23 protein-coding genes are annotated in these 20,525 nt (G+C 36.0%); 5 read left to right on the forward strand and 18 right to left on the reverse strand.

Annotated elements, in window-relative coordinates:
* Nucleotides 1-52: 52 nt before the first annotated feature.
* The 5 genes from ACP5Q2_RS04995 to ACP5Q2_RS05015 all read right to left on the reverse strand — a co-directional run bounded on the left by ACP5Q2_RS04995 (nucleotide 53) and on the right by ACP5Q2_RS05015 (nucleotide 5,430).
* Nucleotides 53-1,282 carry a hypothetical protein gene (locus tag ACP5Q2_RS04995; RefSeq protein WP_424605273.1) on the reverse strand — a complete coding sequence of 410 codons (1,230 nt, stop codon included), beginning with the start codon at nucleotides 1,280-1,282 and terminating at the stop codon, nucleotides 53-55.
* Nucleotides 1,283-1,355: 73 nt separating this feature from the next.
* On the reverse strand, nucleotides 1,356-2,186 hold the full coding sequence (locus tag ACP5Q2_RS05000) for an SIR2 family NAD-dependent protein deacylase (RefSeq protein ID WP_428097850.1): 831 nt from the start codon (nucleotides 2,184-2,186) through the stop codon (nucleotides 1,356-1,358).
* 164 nt (nucleotides 2,187-2,350) lie between these two features.
* Nucleotides 2,351-3,427: a 3-isopropylmalate dehydrogenase gene (gene leuB, locus ACP5Q2_RS05005; protein WP_424605271.1), complete on the reverse strand. Its 1,077-nt coding sequence runs from the start codon at nucleotides 3,425-3,427 to the stop codon at nucleotides 2,351-2,353.
* A gap of 124 nt (nucleotides 3,428-3,551) precedes the next feature.
* Nucleotides 3,552-4,202 carry an acetate uptake transporter gene (locus tag ACP5Q2_RS05010; protein WP_424605270.1) on the reverse strand — a complete coding sequence of 217 codons (651 nt, stop codon included), beginning with the start codon at nucleotides 4,200-4,202 and terminating at the stop codon, nucleotides 3,552-3,554.
* 469 nt (nucleotides 4,203-4,671) lie between these two features.
* Nucleotides 4,672-5,430 carry a DUF3108 domain-containing protein gene (locus tag ACP5Q2_RS05015; RefSeq protein WP_424605269.1) on the reverse strand — a complete coding sequence of 253 codons (759 nt, stop codon included), beginning with the start codon at nucleotides 5,428-5,430 and terminating at the stop codon, nucleotides 4,672-4,674.
* An 80-nt stretch (nucleotides 5,431-5,510) separates the two neighbouring features.
* Between ACP5Q2_RS05015 and ACP5Q2_RS05020 the strand changes: the two genes are divergently transcribed.
* Nucleotides 5,511-6,131, forward strand: a complete 621-nt coding sequence (locus tag ACP5Q2_RS05020; RefSeq protein ID WP_424605268.1) for a flagellar hook-basal body complex protein — start codon at nucleotides 5,511-5,513, stop codon at nucleotides 6,129-6,131.
* Between the two features lie 39 nt (nucleotides 6,132-6,170).
* Here the strand turns inward: ACP5Q2_RS05020 and secF are convergent, their stop codons facing one another.
* Genes secF through ACP5Q2_RS05065 form a run of 9 tightly spaced genes read right to left on the reverse strand, consistent with a single transcriptional unit; the run spans nucleotide 6,171 to nucleotide 13,879 of the window.
* The gene (secF, locus tag ACP5Q2_RS05025; RefSeq protein WP_428097856.1) at nucleotides 6,171-7,085 is read right to left on the reverse strand and encodes a protein translocase subunit SecF; all 915 of its coding nucleotides are present in this window, start codon (nucleotides 7,083-7,085) and stop codon (nucleotides 6,171-6,173) included.
* A gap of 10 nt (nucleotides 7,086-7,095) precedes the next feature.
* Nucleotides 7,096-8,649: a protein translocase subunit SecD gene (secD, locus tag ACP5Q2_RS05030; protein WP_424605266.1), complete on the reverse strand. Its 1,554-nt coding sequence runs from the start codon at nucleotides 8,647-8,649 to the stop codon at nucleotides 7,096-7,098.
* A 16-nt stretch (nucleotides 8,650-8,665) separates the two neighbouring features.
* Nucleotides 8,666-8,992: a preprotein translocase subunit YajC gene (gene yajC / locus ACP5Q2_RS05035; RefSeq protein WP_424605265.1), complete on the reverse strand. Its 327-nt coding sequence runs from the start codon at nucleotides 8,990-8,992 to the stop codon at nucleotides 8,666-8,668.
* The gene (gene tgt / locus ACP5Q2_RS05040; RefSeq protein ID WP_424605264.1) at nucleotides 8,985-10,118 is read right to left on the reverse strand and encodes a tRNA guanosine(34) transglycosylase Tgt; all 1,134 of its coding nucleotides are present in this window, start codon (nucleotides 10,116-10,118) and stop codon (nucleotides 8,985-8,987) included. Before tgt ends, yajC begins: the two co-directional genes overlap by 8 nt.
* A 4-nt stretch (nucleotides 10,119-10,122) precedes the next feature.
* Complete coding sequence (queA, locus tag ACP5Q2_RS05045) at nucleotides 10,123-11,142, reverse strand: tRNA preQ1(34) S-adenosylmethionine ribosyltransferase-isomerase QueA (protein WP_424605263.1); 1,020 nt, start codon at nucleotides 11,140-11,142, stop codon at nucleotides 10,123-10,125.
* The gene (gene thrC / locus ACP5Q2_RS05050; RefSeq protein ID WP_424605262.1) at nucleotides 11,143-12,537 is read right to left on the reverse strand and encodes a threonine synthase; all 1,395 of its coding nucleotides are present in this window, start codon (nucleotides 12,535-12,537) and stop codon (nucleotides 11,143-11,145) included.
* A 56-nt stretch (nucleotides 12,538-12,593) separates the two neighbouring features.
* The gene (gene ndk / locus ACP5Q2_RS05055; RefSeq protein ID WP_424605261.1) at nucleotides 12,594-13,007 is read right to left on the reverse strand and encodes a nucleoside-diphosphate kinase; all 414 of its coding nucleotides are present in this window, start codon (nucleotides 13,005-13,007) and stop codon (nucleotides 12,594-12,596) included.
* A gap of 9 nt (nucleotides 13,008-13,016) precedes the next feature.
* Entirely contained in the window at nucleotides 13,017-13,370 is a 354-nt protein-coding gene (locus ACP5Q2_RS05060; RefSeq protein WP_428097862.1) for a cupin domain-containing protein, read from the reverse strand.
* Between the two features lie 11 nt (nucleotides 13,371-13,381).
* Nucleotides 13,382-13,879 (reverse strand): YajQ family cyclic di-GMP-binding protein, encoded by a 498-nt coding sequence (locus tag ACP5Q2_RS05065; RefSeq protein WP_013451355.1) that lies wholly within the window; start codon nucleotides 13,877-13,879, stop codon nucleotides 13,382-13,384.
* A 135-nt stretch (nucleotides 13,880-14,014) separates the two neighbouring features.
* Here ACP5Q2_RS05065 and ACP5Q2_RS05070 point away from each other — a divergent pair, with 135 nt between their 5' ends.
* The 4 genes from ACP5Q2_RS05070 to ACP5Q2_RS05085 are packed head-to-tail and all read left to right on the forward strand — an operon-like array spanning nucleotide 14,015 to nucleotide 17,092.
* A complete protein-coding gene (locus ACP5Q2_RS05070) occupies nucleotides 14,015-14,743 on the forward strand; it encodes a YebC/PmpR family DNA-binding transcriptional regulator (protein WP_424605259.1) in 729 nt (242 codons plus the stop codon).
* A 4-nt stretch (nucleotides 14,744-14,747) separates the two neighbouring features.
* Entirely contained in the window at nucleotides 14,748-15,242 is a 495-nt protein-coding gene (gene ruvC / locus ACP5Q2_RS05075) for a crossover junction endodeoxyribonuclease RuvC (protein WP_428097866.1), read from the forward strand.
* A 3-nt stretch (nucleotides 15,243-15,245) separates the two neighbouring features.
* On the forward strand, nucleotides 15,246-15,824 hold the full coding sequence (gene ruvA / locus ACP5Q2_RS05080) for a Holliday junction branch migration protein RuvA (protein WP_424605257.1): 579 nt from the start codon (nucleotides 15,246-15,248) through the stop codon (nucleotides 15,822-15,824).
* 5 nt (nucleotides 15,825-15,829) lie between these two features.
* Nucleotides 15,830-17,092, forward strand: a complete 1,263-nt coding sequence (locus tag ACP5Q2_RS05085) for an Nramp family divalent metal transporter (RefSeq protein ID WP_428097870.1) — start codon at nucleotides 15,830-15,832, stop codon at nucleotides 17,090-17,092.
* A 16-nt stretch (nucleotides 17,093-17,108) separates the two neighbouring features.
* Here the strand turns inward: ACP5Q2_RS05085 and rsmD are convergent, their stop codons facing one another.
* From rsmD to fabF, 4 genes are read right to left on the reverse strand one after another with little or no spacing between them, the layout of a single operon-like run.
* Nucleotides 17,109-17,636 (reverse strand): 16S rRNA (guanine(966)-N(2))-methyltransferase RsmD, encoded by a 528-nt coding sequence (rsmD, locus tag ACP5Q2_RS05090; protein WP_428097872.1) that lies wholly within the window; start codon nucleotides 17,634-17,636, stop codon nucleotides 17,109-17,111.
* Nucleotides 17,557-18,558 (reverse strand): radical SAM protein, encoded by a 1,002-nt coding sequence (locus ACP5Q2_RS05095; protein WP_428097875.1) that lies wholly within the window; start codon nucleotides 18,556-18,558, stop codon nucleotides 17,557-17,559. Before ACP5Q2_RS05095 ends, rsmD begins: the two co-directional genes overlap by 80 nt.
* Nucleotides 18,551-19,246: a ribonuclease III family protein gene (gene rnc, locus ACP5Q2_RS05100; RefSeq protein WP_428097878.1), complete on the reverse strand. Its 696-nt coding sequence runs from the start codon at nucleotides 19,244-19,246 to the stop codon at nucleotides 18,551-18,553. Before rnc ends, ACP5Q2_RS05095 begins: the two co-directional genes overlap by 8 nt.
* Nucleotides 19,236-20,477, reverse strand: a complete 1,242-nt coding sequence (gene fabF / locus ACP5Q2_RS05105) for a beta-ketoacyl-ACP synthase II (protein ID WP_428097880.1) — start codon at nucleotides 20,475-20,477, stop codon at nucleotides 19,236-19,238. Before fabF ends, rnc begins: the two co-directional genes overlap by 11 nt.
* Nucleotides 20,478-20,525 lie beyond the last annotated feature (48 nt).

Genomic DNA, 20,525 nt, shown 5'->3' on the forward strand with positions numbered 1-20,525 from the left:
GGTGAATGGTGAATTTTGAATTTTGGATGATGGGGTTGGAAGTGAGTTAGAATTATTTTTCTATTTCCACAGTTTTTATTATTACAAAATGAAGGTACAGATTACTCAGGATTCTTCCGATTAGTAGTGCGGATGATGCTATTATTATTGATGGGATATCCAGGAAAGGTATAGTAATTAATATAGAAAATGCTACCGATACCTCTATAATGGTAGCAGTGGTCATGTGCATTGTGACCCCCTTTTTTACTATAAGTGATCTTTGGAAGGCAAGTAGAGCGGTAAAAGGTGGAATGAATGTAAGTATTCTGGCGGGGATTTTAGCCATTTTTGCTAATTCATCAGTCATCCCTGATATCTTGATGAAATAATAGTCTGAAAGAGGGGTAAAGCTTATAGTACTATATCCCAACAGATTGAAAATAAATAGTCCCCTCATAAAGTTTCTTATTTTTTTATAATTTTTGAAATTTTCATCCATAAGAGCTATGGCTACTTCCTGGAATGAGAGTCCCACAGCTCTAAAAACAAAAGTGAGTGAGTTTAATACTGGCATTATAGCTGCCGATTCCACAGGATGTTTCCCTTTTAGTAGAGAAAATGTGGTAAGGGGCGGTACAACTAATGCAATAAGTGGGGTCATAGCCATAGGAAAGTAAAATCTTAATATGTCCAGGTAGGTTAAATGTTCATCTTTATCTATTGATAATATTTTTGAGACAGGTTTTATGGCAAAAATTCTTGTAACAACGGCTTCCACTATGACTGCACTGCTCAGGGTAAGGGTACCGAGTAATGCACTGTTGATGTTGGTATATATTTTTAAAATAAGTGCTATTAATATAATTGTAATCAGTCTTGTGAATGTTCCAAATGCCACCTGTTGGGTTTTTCCATATTTGATGATAATTCCCTGATAAAATCTTCTATAACCGATAGCACCAGACCATGGTATCAGCCCTGCAATTGCGTAATAAACGATATTTTTGACCTCTTCGTTTAATTTGAGAATATCTTGAAAAATAAAATTATACACCGGCTTTATCAAAATAGATATTATAATCAGGGTAAGAAAAATTATCAGGGAAAAAGTGAAATTTCTCAATTTAATATAGCTTTTTCTTGAGTTTACCATAGCTGTTGAAGCGCTCATCAGCATAATTATCGGGGATTCCACGAGTAAGCCCACCGAATAAGCTATACCATAACCTGCCAGATTATGTTTTACATCAGGAAGTCTTCCTATGACTGCAGCGATATATGGACCCTCAAAAGCCATCATCATCCAGGCAGAGAGAAGAGGAAACCAAAAAATAAATATTTTTTTATAGGTTAAATCCTGATGAAGTTTCATATTATGAGAGGATATCATCTAAAGCTTCAAGCGTTTTAAGCCCAGATGATGCTATACCTACGGCATTTTCACCAGAGGTATAATATTCTCGAGGATTGATTCTGATTAAAAATGCGTTGTATCTACTTATTATTCTCTCACCGGTATGTCTTATTGATGGAATGGCAGTGCCGGCACCTATTTCAATGACTACTATTCTTTTATCAGAATTCCTATGTAAAAATTCTTCGAAAAGTATCCTCTGATGATTAGACCTGTGACTTAGCCAGCTATAATCACCAAACATTAAAATGTTTGGTCGGGCTACTTTATTACAATATCTACACATCGGGATATTTTTTGCTCTCATTGAATCTATATCTATTTCAATTGTTTCGTTATTAAGCCATATTTCATCACAGCAGGGTCTTATACATTGTAAGTAATGAATCGAGCCATGAATTTCATATATCTTTTCCTCTTCAAAACCTGCTTTTTGAAATTGGCCATCAACATTCGATGTGACGACAAAATACTCCTTTGCGATCTTTTTACCCCATTTTAATAGGATATTAAAGCCATTATGAGGTATGGTTTCTCTGTACATATTCAATCTATGACCGTAAAATCCCCAACCAAAAGATGGATCGGATTCAAAATGTATAGGATTTGCACAGTCTACAAAGCTTAGCCCAAGTCTTTCATACATTGGATAAGCCCTCCAAAAACCTCTGTCCCCTCTAAAATCTGGTAGTCCAGAATCCACACCGATACCAGCTCCTGCGGTAAACACAAAAATATCAGCTTTTTTTATCTCATCAGCTGCAATTTTTATGGCTTCATCAAGGTTCATAATCTATTAATATCAAATTTATTATTCTTTGTCTATAAAAAAGTATAGATACAATATGGTTATATCTTTGTTATACTGGTTGCCAAAAAAGGGTGATGTCGGTACACAATTAATTTGACATTACCAAAAAGCCCGCTTAAATGCGGGCTTTTTTATTCTTTTACCTATATCAACTCCACCAATTCATCCCCAAATTCTTCTGTGGATACTTTATAGGTTCCGGGGTCACCATAGAATATATCTGCAGTTCTTGCTCCTTTGGCAATAAGCTTTTCAAGGGCGGTTTCTATGTCTCTTGCGGCTTCGTCCATCTTGAAGCTGTACCTTAACATTAGTGCTGCGGATAATATCTGTGCAGTTGGGTTAGCTATATTTTGTCCGGCGATATCAGGTGCTGTACCACCTATTGGCTCGTATAATCCAAACCCCTTTTCGTTGAGAGATGCCGAAGGAAGCATCCCTAGGGAACCGGTCAGCATGGCGGCTTCGTCACTTAAAATGTCGCCAAACATATTTTCAGTAAGTATAACATCAAACTGTGATGGATTTCTCACCAGCTGCATTGCGGCATTATCCACGTACATGTGGTTCAATTTTATGTCCGGATAATCTTTTTCCCACAACTTTGTGACGGTTTCTCTCCATAAGACAGAGGTCATAAGTACGTTTGCTTTGTCTACACTTGTGACGGTTTTTTTTCTTAATCTTGCAGTTTCAAAGGCAACTTTTGCAATTCTTTTGATTTCTTGAACGGTATATTTCATTGTATCAACTGCATAGGTTCTATCTTCTGATATATATTTTGGCTGTCCAAAGTAAATTCCACCTGTAAGTTCTCTCAATATGACTATATCAAGCCCCTGTTGAATAAATTTATCTTTTAATGAGCAGGATTCTTTTAGGGCAGGATAGACTTTTACAGGTCTAATGTTTACAAAAAGATTAAAATGTTTTCTCAATGGTAAAAGGGCACCCCTTTCAGGCTGTTTTTCTGGAGGTAAATTTTCCCATTTTGGGCCACCAACAGAACCAAATAGAATGGCATCAGATTCTTCGCAGAGTTTTAAAGTATTATGTGGGAGTGGTTCTCCATAATTGTCAATTGCTATTCCGCCAACTTCGGAAAATTTACAATCGAATTTCACGCTATATTTTTTTTCAATTTTTTTAATTATTTTCATAGCTTGTGCCATGACTTCTGGACCTATACCATCACCCGGCAATACGGCAACTTTAAACATAATCTCACCCCAAACTTTTTTATCTATTGTATAGTAAAAATAAAAAAAATCAAGTTATTTTAAATAATAATTTTAGATATAAAAAAAGGTGGGGTTGTCCCACCATATATATGAAATGGGTGTTTTATAGGACTCTTGGTTGTCTTTTTTTGAATTCACCTAATGGGAGTAATGTGCTTCCGTATACTTCGTTTAGTATTTGGGCTGCTGCAACGTATATTGCGGAAGCACCTGTTAATATCCCTATGTAGCCTGCTGCAAGTTTGATTGCAGGATTACCTGTCCCATCTGCTATTGCAAGCATCATAAAAAGAACGGTTAACATAAGAAATACAAACATAATTGCAAAATTCATTCTAAATGTTCCAACGAGTAGAATCATTGTAAACATGCCCCATAAGAAAAGATAAACTACCATTTCGTTTTTTTCAGGGGCAGATATAATCCCCATTTTGGGAAATACTATCAGTGCCACAAGCGAAATCCAGAATAAACCATAAGAGGTAAAAGCTACCGTACCAAAAGTGTTTTTCTTTTTCCATTCCATTATGCCAGCAAAGATTTGAGCCATTCCACCATAAAAGATTCCCATTGCAAGAATCATACTGCTTAATCCAAATAAACCTATGTTATGAAGATTAAGAAGGATTGTGGTGAGTCCAAAACCCATTAAACCCAGTGGAGCAGGGTTGGCTGTAGTGTCTTTAATTACCGTTTCAGCTACTAATGATTTTGACTGAATACTTTCTAATGTAACTTCAGCTGCTTTTACCATTTAAAACCTCCTTGCTTTTTTCCATGTTGTTTATCAAAGATAATTTTATTAATCAATAGTAAATATAATACTATCCATCGATAAAACTTTTGTTTTATATGTTATTTTATTGTATATTTATTGTATTGTTAGTTTATTTTTTTATTCTATGTTTATTTTGTTTCATCTAAAATATAATTTTAATTCTTTTATAAAACTTTTTTATTTTTATTTTGTCATTTTTTTATTTGTATGGAAGGCATTCTGATATAATACTTTTCATGTATATTAGTAACTAATTTATAAATCTGTAGTTTTGATGGCGGTTGTTTTAATCCAACGTTATATTAATTTATGATGTAAAATATAACTTTAAGTTAAAAATTTTGTGGTTTTATCTCTTATGTATGGCTTTGATTTTAGATAAATTTTTGAACTTAGTATTTTTTTATAAAGGTTTGTATTATTTTGATTTTTTAGATATTTGCGCTCAGTTGCTATACTGCTCAATGATCTCTTTTATAAGCGTATTTTTTCCTTCAATAGTTTCGATATAGGCCACTGCTGAAACGAATACAAATTTTGCTTCTATTTTTACAGGGTAGAGATTTGATTTATCTAAGTATATAAACCATTCTCCATCCGGTACCAAAAGACCTTTTCCTTTTATAAATGGTTTCACTGATATCTTTTTTACTGGAACTTTCTTACCATTTATTTCTTCAATCTCGTCTCCTAATATTTTGTATGGAATATTGTATGTTTTGTTTTTATAAAATAATTTTAAAGGTTCTTCTTTTTTGTGATGAATATTTTTATAGAAAACCATTGATAACATGAATGGTTCAAAATAATCTGTGCTGCTAAATTCTTTTATCTCTTCCTCTGTAGGTTTCCATGATTTATCGTAATGGGTGGTTTTGGATACAATTTTGTCATCATGGTAGATATATTCATTTGTGGCTTTGTATTTACTTTCCTCCTGGTCAAACAGGAAGTATTTTGGTTTAAAGGATTTAAGATCGGCTATCCCTTTCCCTTTATCTTCGATTCTTTTCATAAAGCTTACAAGTCTTGAAGATCTTATGATACTATTAAAATAAAGTGTATCTTTGTCTTTTTTGTAGTGTATACATGTTTTACCTACAGTTACAAACAATGCCTTGACGTTATAACATAAACTCAGATCATCAGCAAAAACAGCAATTGGCAATATAAATATAAAGAAAAGTAACAGTAATTTTCTCATAACAAAAATATAGCTTATTACGAAAAAAAAACAATTGAAAATTAATTTTTGGTCGATATAATATCCAAAGAGGTGACGGTATGATACCAGGCTTGTTTTATGCCTTATCTGCGATATCTGCAGGTAATAAAAAGTATGGTGTTACGGCAAATAATATATCCAATATCAGTAGCACCGCATTCAAAGGTAAGATTGCCCACTTGAAAGAGTTTTCAAAAGGTGGTGTGGAATTATATTCTGTTACCTCCAATGAAGGGATTGGTTATTTTATAAATACTGGCAGAATTCTCGATCTTGCCATAAACGGAGATGGTTATTTCAAACTTACTGAAGGAGACAAAGAAGTTTACTCTCGGTTGGGTATATTTAGCATAGATAAAAATGGTGAAATGGTGGATGTTTCTGGTAGAAAAGTGGGTATAAATGTCGGGACATCATCCGATAATGTCCAAATTGACAACAAAGGGAATGTATATGTCGATGGTGAGGTAAAAGGGAAATTACAGATATACAATCAAAATGGAGGCGTAATACCTGATAACAATTATGAAATTCTTTCTGGATTTCTTGAGGCTTCAAATGTTGATATAGCAAAGGAGATGGTGGAGAGTATAACAAACTTTAGATATATTCAGGCAAACGTCAAAACTGCCAAAACCGTAGATGAAATGCTGGGGAATATTGTGAATATCGTTGGATGAATGAAAAGAAGGATAGGTTTTTTACCCATCCTTTTAGTGTTAGTTTTTTTTGAAATTTTTTATCAGGTAAACAAGACCACTTGCAATACCTATTGAAGAATATGTACCTACTATTATCCCTATTACGAGTGTAAATGCAAAAGGGTTGATTACTTCACCACCAAAAATCATCAGTGACAGGACTGTAAGAAATGTCAAAAGAGATGTGATGATGGTTCTACTAAGGGTTTCATTAATACTTTTATTCATAATATCTTTTATGTTGATCTTATCATTTGCTGTAGCTTTAATCCTCTCCCTAATCCTATCAAAAACGACTATAGTATCGTTCAAAGAATAACCTATAAGGGCAAGTAGCGCTGCCACAACGGTGAGGTTAAACTCTTTGGATGTAAGGCTTAAGAATCCGAGTGTGATGATAACATCGTGGACAAGAGCCAATATAGCACCAATGGCAAAAATAAGCTCAAATCTTATGGCAACATAAATTAAAACCCCGATATTGGCATAAAGCAAAGCCATCATGGCTTTGTACTGAAGTTCTGATCCCACCTGTGGTCCCACCTGTTCCACCCTTTCAACTATAAACTTGTTATTTGGATCAATTTCAGCCACTTTTGCACGAATAGTTTTAGAAAGATCTTCCAATGGCATATCTCTTGTTTTACCTAATCTAATTAGGACTTCTTCTGGGTTACCAAAATTCTGAATTGATACATCTCCTATTTTGAGATCACCAATACCCTTTCTTAATTTGTCAAGATCTGCTGGTTTTTCATACTTCAATTGTATTACTGTGCCACCAGAAAAGTCTATACCAAGATTTAAGCCTTTTGTAAAAATTAAAAACAAAGATATTACTATTAGAGCTCCTGAAATAACAAAAAATAGCTTTGCTTTACCTAAAAAATCTATCCTTGAGTCATTTTTGATTAGTTCTAAAAATTCAGCCATTACAATCTCCTTATACACTGAGTTTTTTGATCTCTTTGTTGCCGTAGAGTGTCAAAAAGATCGTTTTAGATAAAGTGACTGCCGTAAATATTGATGAAAGAATACCTATTGTCAAGGTTACAGCAAAACCTTTTACAGGGCCTGTACCGAATTGGAAGAGAACTAAGCCTGCTATAAGAGTTGTAATGTTTGAATCAATAATTGTGGACATTGCCTTTTCAAAACCAGCCTCAAGGGCATTCATAGGAGTTCTGCCCAATCGCAGTTCCTCTCTGACCCTCTCAAAAATTAGTACGTTGGCGTCTATTGCCATACCCATTGTAAGTATCAATCCGGCAATACCTGGCAATGTAAGGGTTGCTTTAAACATACCCATAGCTCCCAGAATTATTATGGCATTTGACAGTAGTGCAATACTTGCGATGAACCCTGAAAATTTATAGTAAATTAACATAAAGGCGATGACCGCTGCTACACCTATAATACCTGCTATAATCCCTTTTTTTATTGAATCTTCCCCTAAAGATGGGCCTATTGTTCTATTTTCAAGAATCTTTACGGGAGCAGGTAAACTACCAGCTCGCAATACTATGGCCAGATCTTTTGCCTCTTCAAGGGTAAAACTACCTGATATCTGGGCCTCACCACCTGCTATTCTTTCTCTTATAACTGGTGCTGAATAGACATTATCATCAAGAACGATTGCCATCCTTTTGTTTACATTTTCAGCTGTGATCTCTTCAAAGATTTTACTTCCAGCGGGATCAAATTTTATAGAGACGTAAGGTTCATTAAATTGAGATGAGATACGAACTTCAGCTTCAAGTAGATAATCACCAGTCAAAACGGCATCCTTCTTCAATACATAAGGGGTGGTGGAAACAACCTGACCGGTGACTTTGTCGATCTTTTTGCCATACAATATTATATCATCTGGTGGAATATTTCCAGATTTTATAGTTTCTTCGTTATTAGCATTTTCATCAAGGAGATAAAATTTTAGCTGGGCAGTTTTTCCAATGAGTTTAACAGCCCTTTCAGGATCTGTTACCCCCGCAAGCTGCACAAGGATATGTTCTTTACCCTGTCTTTGTATTACCGGTTCATTTACACCAAACTGGTCTACTCTGTTTCTAATAACCTGAACAGCCTGCTCCACCGCATAATCTTTTATGCGTTTTGCTTCATCCGGATCAAGACTCAGCTCTATAACTTTCTCATCGCTATTTAAGCCACTTTCTTTTAGTATAGGATAATTTTTTGATATGAGATCCTTTACTTTGTTTCTTTCGGCGGGATCGGAAAGACCAATAGTTATCTTACCTGCTTCATTTTTTTGAACAAAGGCGAAGTTTATCTTTGAGTTTCTCAGTTCTTTTCTGATCTGACCTGTTAATGTGTCGATCTTGGCCTGGACAGCTTTGTCTGTTTCCACTCCAAGGATTACATGCATACCACCTTTTAGATCAAGCCCCAGATTGATTCTTTTGTCCAATGGGAACATAAAAAAAAAGGATACTGCAAATACAATCAATATAGTAATCCATCTAAGCTTTAGCTGCATTATCAAGCTCTCCTATTTATTGATTATTTGAAGTCTGTTGGGTTATTTTTCCAGCAACTGCATTTTTAGTCATTCTTACTATGACATTTTTTGCTATTTCCACGTCAAATGTGTTTTGATCCACAACCCTGTCGATCTTTCCATATATGCCGCCTGTTGTGATTACTTCATCTCCAGCCTTTAGTGATTCAAGCAATTTCATATGCTCTTTCTGCCTTTTTTGTTGGGGTCTTATCAACAGAAAATAAAATACTCCGAAAATAAGTATAAGGGGGATGAGACCTGCTAGAGGATTACCTCCCTGTGCTGCTCCATTTGATGCATAAGCTAATGATTCAAACATTGTTGCCTCCTTGATTTAATTTTAATAGCATATCGCTTTTAAATTTTTCAAAATTTCCATTAATTATAGCATTTCTAGCAGATTTTACAAGAGAAATATAAAAGTGAAGGTTATGAATGGTGTTAAGCCTCATGGCCAATATTTCACCTGCTTTATAAAGGTGTCTCAGGTATCCCCTGCTAAAATTACGACAGGTGTAACAACCACAATTTTTATCAATGGGGTCATCGGATTTAGCCAGATCAGCCCTTTTTATGGAAAGCCTCCCTTCAGATGTAAAAAGAAGGGCATTTCTGGCATTTCTCGTGGGCATGACGCAGTCAAACATGTCTATCCCAAAACTTATCCCATTTAATATATCTTCAGGGGTACCCACACCCATAAGGTATCTGGGTTTTTCTTCAGGCAATAAATGGGCTGTATACTCTGCAATTTCGTACATCAGTGGGATCTCTTCACCAACACTTAATCCACCTATGGCATATCCCGGAAAGTCCAGATCTATTAGCTGATCTGCACTTATTTTACGAAGATCTTTAAATACCCCCCCCTGAACTATACCAAAAAGTGATTGGTGATTGTCAAGGGTGTATTCTTTGCACCGTTTTGCCCATCTGGTTGTCCTTTCGAGAGATTTTGCAACATAACTCTTTTCGGAAGGGTAGGGGACACACTCATCAAATGCCATAACGATATCTGAACCCAATTTTTTCTGTATTTCCATGGATATTTCCGGGGAAAAAAAATGTCTGCTACCGTCTATGTGTGACTTAAATTCTACACCATCTTCAGTAATTTTGTTTAAATCTGCAAGGCTGAAAACCTGAAATCCACCGCTATCTGTAAGAATATTCCTCTGCCAGTTCATAAATCTGTGTAATCCACCAAAGTGTGCCACAATCTCCTCACCTGGCCTCAGATGAAGGTGGTAAGTGTTCCCTAAAATGATAGTGGCTCCTATTTCGTAAAGTTCATCAGGGGTGAGGGTTTTTACAGACCCAACTGTTCCCACAGGCATAAATATCGGTGTTTCTATGATTCCGTGGGTGGTTTTTATTGTTCCGGCTCTTGCTGAGCAGTTTTTATCCTTTTTATCAATAACAAACGATAGTATATCTACCTCCACATTATTATATTATTAACATAGCATCACCATAGCTAAAAAATCGCATCCTCTTTTCTATGGCATAGGTATATGCCTTTTTCATAAGATCTAATCCTGCAAATGTTGACACAAGAATGAAAAGAGTGGACTTTGGCAGATGAAAATTGGTGATTAAATGGTCAATTATCTGAAATTTATATCCAGGCTTTATGAAGATATCCGTTTCCGATTCACCATAAGATTGAAGTAGGCCGTCTTTAGCCACAGCTTCGAGGCATCTGGTGGAGGTTGTGCCTACTGAGATAAGTTTATACCCCTGTGACTTTAATGAATTTATTCTTTTGAATGATTCTTCAGGGATGAAAAATTTCTCAGAATGCATTTGATGCTCTTTAATATTTTCAGTTTTAACAGGTCTGAAGGTACCTATCCCAACGTTGAGAGTTATTTCCACGATGTCATGTTTTAGTCTAATCTGATCTATTAGCTCTTCTGTAAAATGTAAGCCTGCGGTGGGGGCTGCCACCGAACCTGGGTTTTGGGCATAAACAGTTTGGTATCTTGTTTCATCGTGGCTGTTATCTTCCCTTTTTATGTATGGGGGAAGGGGGATATGACCAAATTTATCCAATAAACTATAGATGTCTATGCCTGATAGCTCTACTATTCTTAAATTATCTTCACAACTTCCCAATATTTTTAGTGTAATCGAATCATTGATCTTCAGTATATCACCATCTTTTAATTTACCCCTTGTCATAGCTTTGAAGCTTCGATCATCTATCTTTTCGATAAAGAAGATTTCAACTCTACCGCCTGAAATTTTTTGCGCATAGATGCGACTTTTTAAAACTTTTGTATTATTAACAACTAAAAAACTTTTTTCCGGCAGGTAATCCACTATATTTTTGAATTTTGTGATAAAAAAATCTTTTTTCGATCTATCCACAATCATAAGATTCGATTCTTCCCTTTTTTCAGCAGGGTATTGGGCTATCAATTCTTCAGGTAGTTCAAAATCGTAATCTTTTAAAAGGTATGACATCTAACTCAAGGCTTCCTGTATGAATCTTTTTACATCTTCTATTGAGTTTTGTAGTATAGTAAATCTTTTGGGTTTACCTTTTATCTGCTTTATCCTTGAGGGCTCTTCAGGTTTTATCCCTATAGCTTTTACTATTGCATCTTCAAATTTTGCCGGATGAGCCGTGGCAAGAGCTATAAATATATCTTGGGTATTATAAACAGCTTCCACTGCGTTGATGGCACATGCTGTATGGGGATCAAGAATATAGGAATATTTTTTGTAAAAATTTTTTATCGTTTTAAGTGTCTGTTCATTGCTTGTGGATATAGATACGAAGTCAGACTGGATCTTTTTGAGTTCATCACCCTTAAATGAAAGCCGTTTGTTTTTTTCAAATTCATTCATTTTTTCAGAAAGTATCTCAGATTCTTCGTTGTAAAGAAAATAGAGATACCTTTCAAGGTTGCTGGCGATCTGGATATCCATTGAGGGGCTATAGGTTTCAACTACTTTTGACAGGCTATAGTCCCCATTATTGATAAACCTCGTCAAAATATTGTTTTCATTAGTGGCTAAAATAAGTTTTTTAATAGGTAGCCCCATTTTTTTGGCTACGTAACCTGCAAATATATTTCCAAAATTACCTGTAGGTACTGCAAAATAAACTTCGGGCAACTCATCGTTACCTTTTGTGGATTTAAAATATGTATAAAAATAGTATATGATCTGTGCCAGTACCCTTGACCAGTTTATCGAGTTTATCGCCCCCAGTGAATATCTTTTTTTAAACTCAAGGTCATTAAATATCGATTTTACAATAAACTGGCAATCGTCAAATGTCCCTTCGATGGCTATGTTGAAGACATTTTTGTCATCCACCGTTGTCATTTGAAGCTCTTGCACCGGGCTTACTTTCCCGTGGGGGTGCAAGATAAATATATTGATATCTTTTTTCCCTTTAAAGCCATATATGGCGGCACTTCCGGTATCACCACTTGTGGCCCCAAGGATATTCATTTTCTGCCCTTTTTGATTTAATATAAAAGAGAAAAGGTTACCTAAAAATTGTAAAGCGATATCTTTAAATGCGTGGGTGGGTCCATGGAAGATCTCACCTATAAAAAGATTACCTCCGAAAGAGACCACAGGTATAACCTCTTCGGTATCAAAAGCGGAATAGCTATCATTGATAATTGTTTTTAGATCAATCCGGGGGATATCGTCGATAAAATATTCCATAATATTCAAGGCAAGCTCTTTATAGGGGAGATCACTTAATCTTAGTATCTCTTCTTTTCCAATTTGTGGTATCTTTTCCGGTATTATCAAACCACCATCATCTGCAAGTCCCATGAGGACTGTTTCGCTGAAAGATAATTGGTTTACTTTACCTCTTGTGCTTTTATATTTCATCACTTTTTCTCCATTTCAAGATTTCGTGAAAAAAGGGGGAAAAGACCCCCAGATTGTTATACCATTTCGATATCGGCAAAGAAATATCTTGTTTCCTGTGCTGCTGTTTCTGGGGCATCTGATCCGTGGACAGCATTGTTGTCGATGTTTTTGCCAAACTCTTTTCTTAACGTTCCTTCTTCAGCATTAGCAGGGTTTGTGGCGCCCATTAATTTTCTCCAGTCTGCTATGGCGTTTTCCTTTTCTAAAATCATCACTATGGATGGGCCACTGCTCATGAAGGTGGTCAAAGCATCGAAAAAAGGCTTATCTTTGTGAACGGCATAGAATCCTTCGGCCATCTTTTTGGTCATCCAGATCTTTTTCATGGCCACAATCTTAAATCCCTCTTTTTCGATTCTGTCGATTATTCTTCCTGAGTAACCTGCAGCCACAGCATCAGGTTTGATTATTGCGAATGTTTTTTCCATTTATTCCTCCTACTTTATTTTATCAATTATAATTGCCATGAATGTGATCGGATCAGCGGATTTATTTTCAATGGAGTGCCATTCCCCAAAATTTGTGACTAACATATCCCCAGACTTTAATAGATCTACTGTGCCATTGTCATTAACCACGGCGGTACCGTCAAGCATGAGATATATCTCCATATCATCAACATGCTGATGATACCCCACCATAGAATCTGAATTAAGTGTTACCACGGAAAACATCTTTATTGTTCCCTGTATTCCACAAGCTTTTTCATACGCCAGATTAATTAGTGTTCCTCTTCCATCCCTCGGTTTTTCCACAATTTTTTCAGCTATTTCATTTCCTCTAATTATCATTCCATTGCCTCCTATCTATAATTGGAAAACTGTATCTCTATTCCAAAATCTTTAGACTTAACAAGCTTAATTACCTCTTGCAGGTCATCAATTTTTTTACCTTTTACCCTCACTTTATCTTCGTTTATGGAGGCTGTAACTTTTATCTTGGAATCTTTTATCAATTTTACGATCTCTTTGGCTTTATCCTGAGGTATCCCCTGCTGAAACGTTATTTTCTGGCGGACAGTGTTGCCAGAACTTTTTTCAATGTTTCCAAAGATGAGGGCTTTGGTGGAGACATTTCTTTTGACGAGTTTTGATAACAGTATTTCATGGACACTTTTTAACTTACCTTCATTATCTGATACGATTGTAATCTCCTTTTCACCTTTATTGAAATCAATTTTGCTGACAGAACCCTTAAAATCAAATCTCTGCTCTATCTCTTTATTTGCTTGGTTGACAGCATTAAGTACCTCCTGGAAATCGACATCACAACCTATATCGAAAGAATGCTCATCAGCCATTTAGTCCTCCATGAATTTTTGTAAGACCACAAAATATAAATATTACATAAAGTAGATACAAAATCAAGAAAAATCTTGAAAAAAAATAGATTATTGAGTATAACTGAAAGCTTAAAATAAGATTGGAGGTATTATATGGCAGGTCATAGTAAGTGGGCTAATATAAAACATAGAAAAGCGGCTCAAGACGCTAAAAAAGGGAAGATTTTTACGAAGATTGCAAAAGAATTAACAGTTGCTGCAAAAATAGGTCAGAGTGGAGACCCAGAGTTTAATCCAAGGTTGAGACTTGCCCTTGATAAGGCAAAAGCTGCAAATATGCCGAAAGATAATGTGGAAAGGGCAATTAAAAAAGGTCTTGGAGAGGGTGATGGTTCAAACTACGAAGATGTGATTTATGAGGGGTATGGTCCAGGTGGTGTAGCAATACTGATACAGGCGCTGACGGATAACAAGAATAGGACTGTAGCTGAGGTACGATCTACCCTTACAAAACGTGGTGGGAGTATGGGGGAAGCTGGTTGTGTATCCTGGATGTTTGATAAAAAAGGTGTTATAAATGTACCGAAGGATGCTGTGGATGAGGATACGTTGATGATGATTGCAATAGATTCAGGTGCTGAGGATGTTGTCTCAAATGATGATGGATACGAAGTAATCACAGATCCTTCAAGCTATGAAACGGTAAAGAAGGCTATAGAATCGAATAACATAAAGATTGAATATGCTGAAATAACTATGAGACCCAAAAACACGATCGAGCTATCAGGGGAAGAAGCCGAGAAAACTATGGCATTGTTGGAAGCTCTGGAAGATCTGGATGATGTACAAGAAGTCTATTCGAATTTTGACATGGTAGAATAGCAATTTGATAATTTTAGGTATAGATCCAGGTTTAAATAAGACAGGTGTGGGTATTTTAAAGGTTGGGAATAAAAACCTAAGTTACCTGAACCATTTTGTTATAAAAACAGATCCAAAAGAATCTCTTGTGTTGCGTTTAAAAGAGATTACTATTGGTCTATCGAATATAATAAAACAATTTCAGCCATCCTATGCTGCGGTTGAAGATATCTTTTATTCAGTCAATATTAAAAGTGCTATCCTTCTGGGGCAAACGAGAGGTTGTATCATTTCAACACTTGTTGCCTCAGGGGTGGAAGTGATGGAGTATACTGCTTTACAGATAAAAAAATCTGTGGTGGGTTATGGTAAGGCTGATAAAGAGCAGGTGAAAAAGATGGTGGAGATGCTTCTTAAGATCGAATTGAAAAATACTTTAAATGATGCCAGCGATGCCCTTGCCTGTGCTATATGTCTTGGACTGAATTTGACCAATTACACCTTTGGAAATTTGAGGTAGCCTATGATTGCAAAACTAAGAGGTAAACTCCATGAAAAAAAGCCTAATTCTATCATTTTAGATGTAAATGGTATCTTTTTTGAGATATCGATTTCATTAAACTGCTTTACAGCACTTCCCGATTTGAATTCTGAACTGATTATATCCACCTATACTATTGTGAGGGAGGATGGGATAAGTATTTACGGATTTTTAAATGACGATGAGAAACGTTTGTTTCTTTTGCTAAACTCCGTTTCAAAAGTTGGACCCAAACTTGCAATCTCCATCCTTTCCACCTGTGAGATAGTAAAATTAAAGTCTGCCATAAAGAACAGAGATATAAACCTAATAGCTACAGCACCCGGAGTGGGTAAAAAAACTGCCGAAAGGATCATTCTGGAATTGAGGGATAAGATAGAAGAGTTTGAAGTGGCTATGGATGAGAATGCTGGTGGATTAGATGATGATATCATAAGTGCCCTTGTGAATCTTGGTTACAAAAAGGTGGATGCATCATCAGCTTTGAAAAGATTGGATGAAAGGTATAAAACGTTTGAAGAAAGGCTTAGGGAAGCCTTGAAACTGCTGAATAAACTTTAAAAGATATGCATAACTTTCTTAAGATATTTGACAGAAATAGGCATAGACCAACTTTTGAAGGACTGGAGATCTTTAAGTATATTGGACCCGGCCTTCTGGTCACAGTAGGCTTTATCGATCCGGGGAATTGGGCTTCTAATCTTGCTGCTGGGGGGGATTACGGCTATTCTCTTTTGTGGATGGTTACATTATCCACCATAATGTTGATAATATTGCAGCACAATGTAGCCCATCTGGGGATTGTTACAGGGCTTTGTTTGTCTGAAGCTACAACAGTGTACTTGAAACCTGTTTATTCAAAATTGATACTTTTTTCTGCTATGCTGGCCTCCATATCCACATCACTGGCTGAAATTTTAGGTGGGGCCATAGCTCTTAAGATGTTGTTTGATATACCTTTAAAAATAGGGGCTTTATTGGTTACCATTTTTGTCATAATTATGCTTTATACAAATTCTTACAAGATATTGGAACGATGGATCATCATGTTTGTTTCTGTAATTGGGCTATCCTTTTTATATGAGCTTTCCCTTGTGAATATTGAATGGGATATGGCGGTCAAAGGTTGGGTCACCCCTTCATTTCCCGAAGGTTCTATGGTTGTTGTGATGAGTGTGTTGGGTGCTGTGGTGATGCCCCACAACCTATTTCTTCATTCTGAGATTGTCCAGAGTAGACAGTGGAATAAGAAGGACGAAAATATCATAAGGAAACAGCTGAAATATGAGTTTCTGGATACTTTTTTTTCTATGCTGGTGGGTTGGGCTATAAATAGTGCGATGATACTGCTGGCAGCAACTACGTTTTATGTGGCAAAAAAACAGGTTACAGAGTTGGAACAGGCAAGTGTACTACTTGCTCCACTTCTGGGAAATAATGCTGCAGTGGTATTTGCCTTTGCCCTCTTATTATCGGGCGTAGCTTCCACCACCACATCTGGTATGGCGGCGGGTACTATTTTTGCAGGTATTTTTAAAGAGCCTTATGATATAAAGGATAGCCACTCGAAGCTGGGTGTTTTGATTTCACTAATTTTTGCTCTGTTTATCATATTTTTAATTTCCAATCCATTTAAAGGGCTCATTGTATCCCAGATGTGTTTAAGTATACAACTTCCCATTACAATCTTTGTGCAGGTTTATCTGACATCTTCTGAGAAGGTTATGGGGAAGTACAAAAATTCAAAATTTACTAAAATCCTACTTTACTCAATAGCCGGGGTAGTAACGATACTTAATATAGCCCTGTTTTTTAGTATCATATTGTAGAATTTGATCATTATTATCAGGATTTTTTGTTAAAAAATATCACTGTGGAGTCGCCGTAGATTCTATGGTCTATTATTTTAAAGGTTTCATTTTCATAGGGGACAACCTTAGAGGAATCTTCAACAATTAAAATACCATTATCCCTCAAAGGTTTTGAAGAGATCTCAAGGATATCTTTTAAAATGTATTTCAAATATGGTGGGTCAATGAAGATAATATCAAAACTCTTTTCGATAAGTGTTACCATTTTTTTCAGAAAATCACCTTTAATAATAGTATAATTATAACCATCTACTAAGTGGAGATTTTTTAATAGATTAGAAGTATCTCTGTCTATAAATGTTGCAGATCTTGCTCCACGACTTATGGCTTCAATTCCAAAAGCCCCTGTACCGCAGCATACATCAAGTATATCTGCATCAATCACCTTATCTGATAAAATAGAAAATATGGCGCTTCTATTTTTATCGGTGGTTGGTCTGATGTTGGAGTCCTTTAGAAACGATATCTGCCGCCCTTTCAAAAAACCGCCAGTTATCCTCAATTTCTTCTCCACAGAGATTTTTTAACCAATATTTATCAGTAACAATATGCAGGTTGCTATAAAGTTTATTTATTAGACCTTTAAAAGAGATCATGTCGTTTGGTATTTTGTTGAACTTCAATATGTAGGCCATCTTAGCTGTTGTTTTCACAATATCACCCATAGCTGGATGATGGAATCCACTAGAGGTTTCTCTCTTTAAATTTATGGATTCCGGGAGGCCCACTCTGATCACCCTGATATCATTACATAAAAGGTAAGAATACACAATGGAAGTTTTGGCAATAATTACAGACGGGGGATCTGGTATGAAAGATCCATTTAAATAAAGAACTTCAAGAGGTGAGTTTTTTAAAACGACCGTTGGGTATATCCTGGCATAATCTGGAGATAGGTGTAAGATATCAGTTATCATTTCAAATATATCCTGCAGCTCTTCTTCGTACATCCCCGTCATAAGTTGTGTACAGATTTTGAAATTCCCTTTTAAAAGCGCTATTGTATTAAAAATAACTTTTTTGTCATAATTCCTAAGGTTAAACTTCAGTACCTTGCTTGAGGTGGATTGTACACCAATTTCAACAGTTTTTACGTCATTTTGAAAAAGCTCTTCCACGATTTCTTCGGAAAAACATTCAGGTCGGGTGGATACCCTTATGTTATTAAAATTATATCTATGGGCAGTATCATAAAAAAAATATCTTAAATCTTTTTTTAAACAGGTAAAGCTTCCGCCAAAGAAAGCAATCTCATCCCAATTTTCATTTATTTTGAGGTAATCTTCTATCTGGGAGATTATTGATTCTTTGTAGTTTTTATCTATGCCGGTTATGGCGTTTTGATTGCAAAAAAGACATCTATTAGGACAACCTAAAAATGGTATAAATACTGGTAGAATCTTTATTTTTTTTGTTTTAAGCATCTACTTTATGTTCATTCAACATTAAAAAAGCTTTTTTAGCGGCGTCCTGCTCTGCTTTCTTCTTACTTTTTCCACTGCCACTACAATAATATGTGTCATTAATGTAAAGATCAACGATGAAGGTTTTATCGTGCTCTGGTCCAGTTTCATCTTTTACTCTATAATCTGGTAGAGATTCGAAGATCTTTTGGGTCAGTTTCTGTAATTCACTTTTATAATCTGTAAATATGTTTTGTTGTATAACTTCATCTATTTTATCTGCGGCGATGGTAATTATAAATCTTCTGGCTTCGTTGTATCCGCCATCAAGATACATTGCAGCAACGATCGATTCGAATATATCACACAAGATAGATGGCCTATCGTTACCGCCGGAATTTAATTCACCTTTACCTAATCTTATGAAATTTCCTAACTCTATCTGTTTGGCAAGCTCACTTATAAACTCTTCACTGACAAAGTATGCTCTGTATCTGGAAAGCATCCCTTCATCGAAATCTTTATATTTGAATACGAGATACTCCGAAACGATCAGTTGAAGTACTGCATCCCCCAGAAATTCCAATCTTTCATAATTTCTATAAAGTTTGTTCTCGTATGAGAAGGATGAGTGGGTAAGAGCTTCAATAAGAAGCTCTTTATTTTCAAAATTGTAGTTTAATATCTCATTCAATTTTTCAAGATTCATAACGTTTTAGAAGAATAGTAGCATTTGTACCGCCAAAACCGAGTGAGTTTGAAAGGGCATAGTTTATCTTAGCTTTTTCTGGTTTATTTGGTATATAATAAAGATCGCATTCAGGATCTTGATTTTCAAGATTCATAGTGGGATGTAAAATCTCATTGTAGATGCTCAATGCACATACACCTATTTCGACACTGCCTGCAGCCCCCAGCATATGGCCGGTCATCGATTTGGTTGAACTGATTTTTAATTTGTAGGCATGTTCACCAAAAACGGCTTTTATAGCTTTTGTCTCGATTACATCGTTGTAAGGTGTTGATGTACCGTGGGCATTTATATAATCCACCACCTCCGGAGAAACTCCAGCATCTTTTAATGCCATAAGCATACATCTTCTGGCACCATCGCCGGTCTCATCGGGAGCAGTTATGTGATATGCATCTCCGGTCAAACCATACCCCACAATTTCAGCATAGATTTTTGCCCCTCTTTTCAGAGCGTGATCCAGCTCTTCCAGGATGAGTATACCTGCCCCTTCACCCATGACAAAGCCGTCTCTATCTTTATCAAAAGGTCTACTTGCCTTTTCCGGTTCATCGTTTCTTCTGGATAATGCTTTCATATTTGCAAAACCACCCAAAGCTGTAGGCGTAATTGCACTTTCACAGCCACCGGCAAACATGATGTCAGCATCTCCACGTTGTATGATTTTAAATGCATCCCCCACTGAATGGGCCCCAGTGGCGCAAGCAGTTACAACGCTGGTATTTGGTCCCTTCAGACCATATCTAATGGATACTGCTCCACTTGCCATATTTATTATGGCTGATGGAATGAAGAAAGGAGAGATCCTCCTCATACCTTTTTCAAGGTAAGTTTTATGGGTTTCCTCTATCGTTGTGAATCCACCTATACCAGATCCAATTATTACGCCGGCTCTTTCACCATTGATCTTTGTTGTATCTAGGTTTGCATCTCTTCTGGCAAATTCAGCGGCCACAAGACCGTAAAGCACAAATCTATCAAATATCTTTATATCTTTTTTATCCACATAATCTTCAAGATTGAGATTTTTTATCTCTGCTGCTATTTTTACCGGGAAATCTGACGTGTCAAAATAGGTAACATAACCAACACCATTTTTACCTTCTATAAGACTTTTGAAAGTTTCTTCAGTTCCATTTCCCACAGGAGAAAGGAGGCCTATACCTGTGATAACTACTCTTCTCTTCATATTTCCTCCAAAAATATTAAAGGGTAAAACAATAAAATATATTGATTA

The sequence above is a fragment of the Calditerrivibrio sp. genome, assembly GCF_049968475.1.
GTDB classification, from domain to species: domain Bacteria; phylum Chrysiogenota; class Deferribacteres; order Deferribacterales; family Calditerrivibrionaceae; genus Calditerrivibrio; species Calditerrivibrio nitroreducens_A.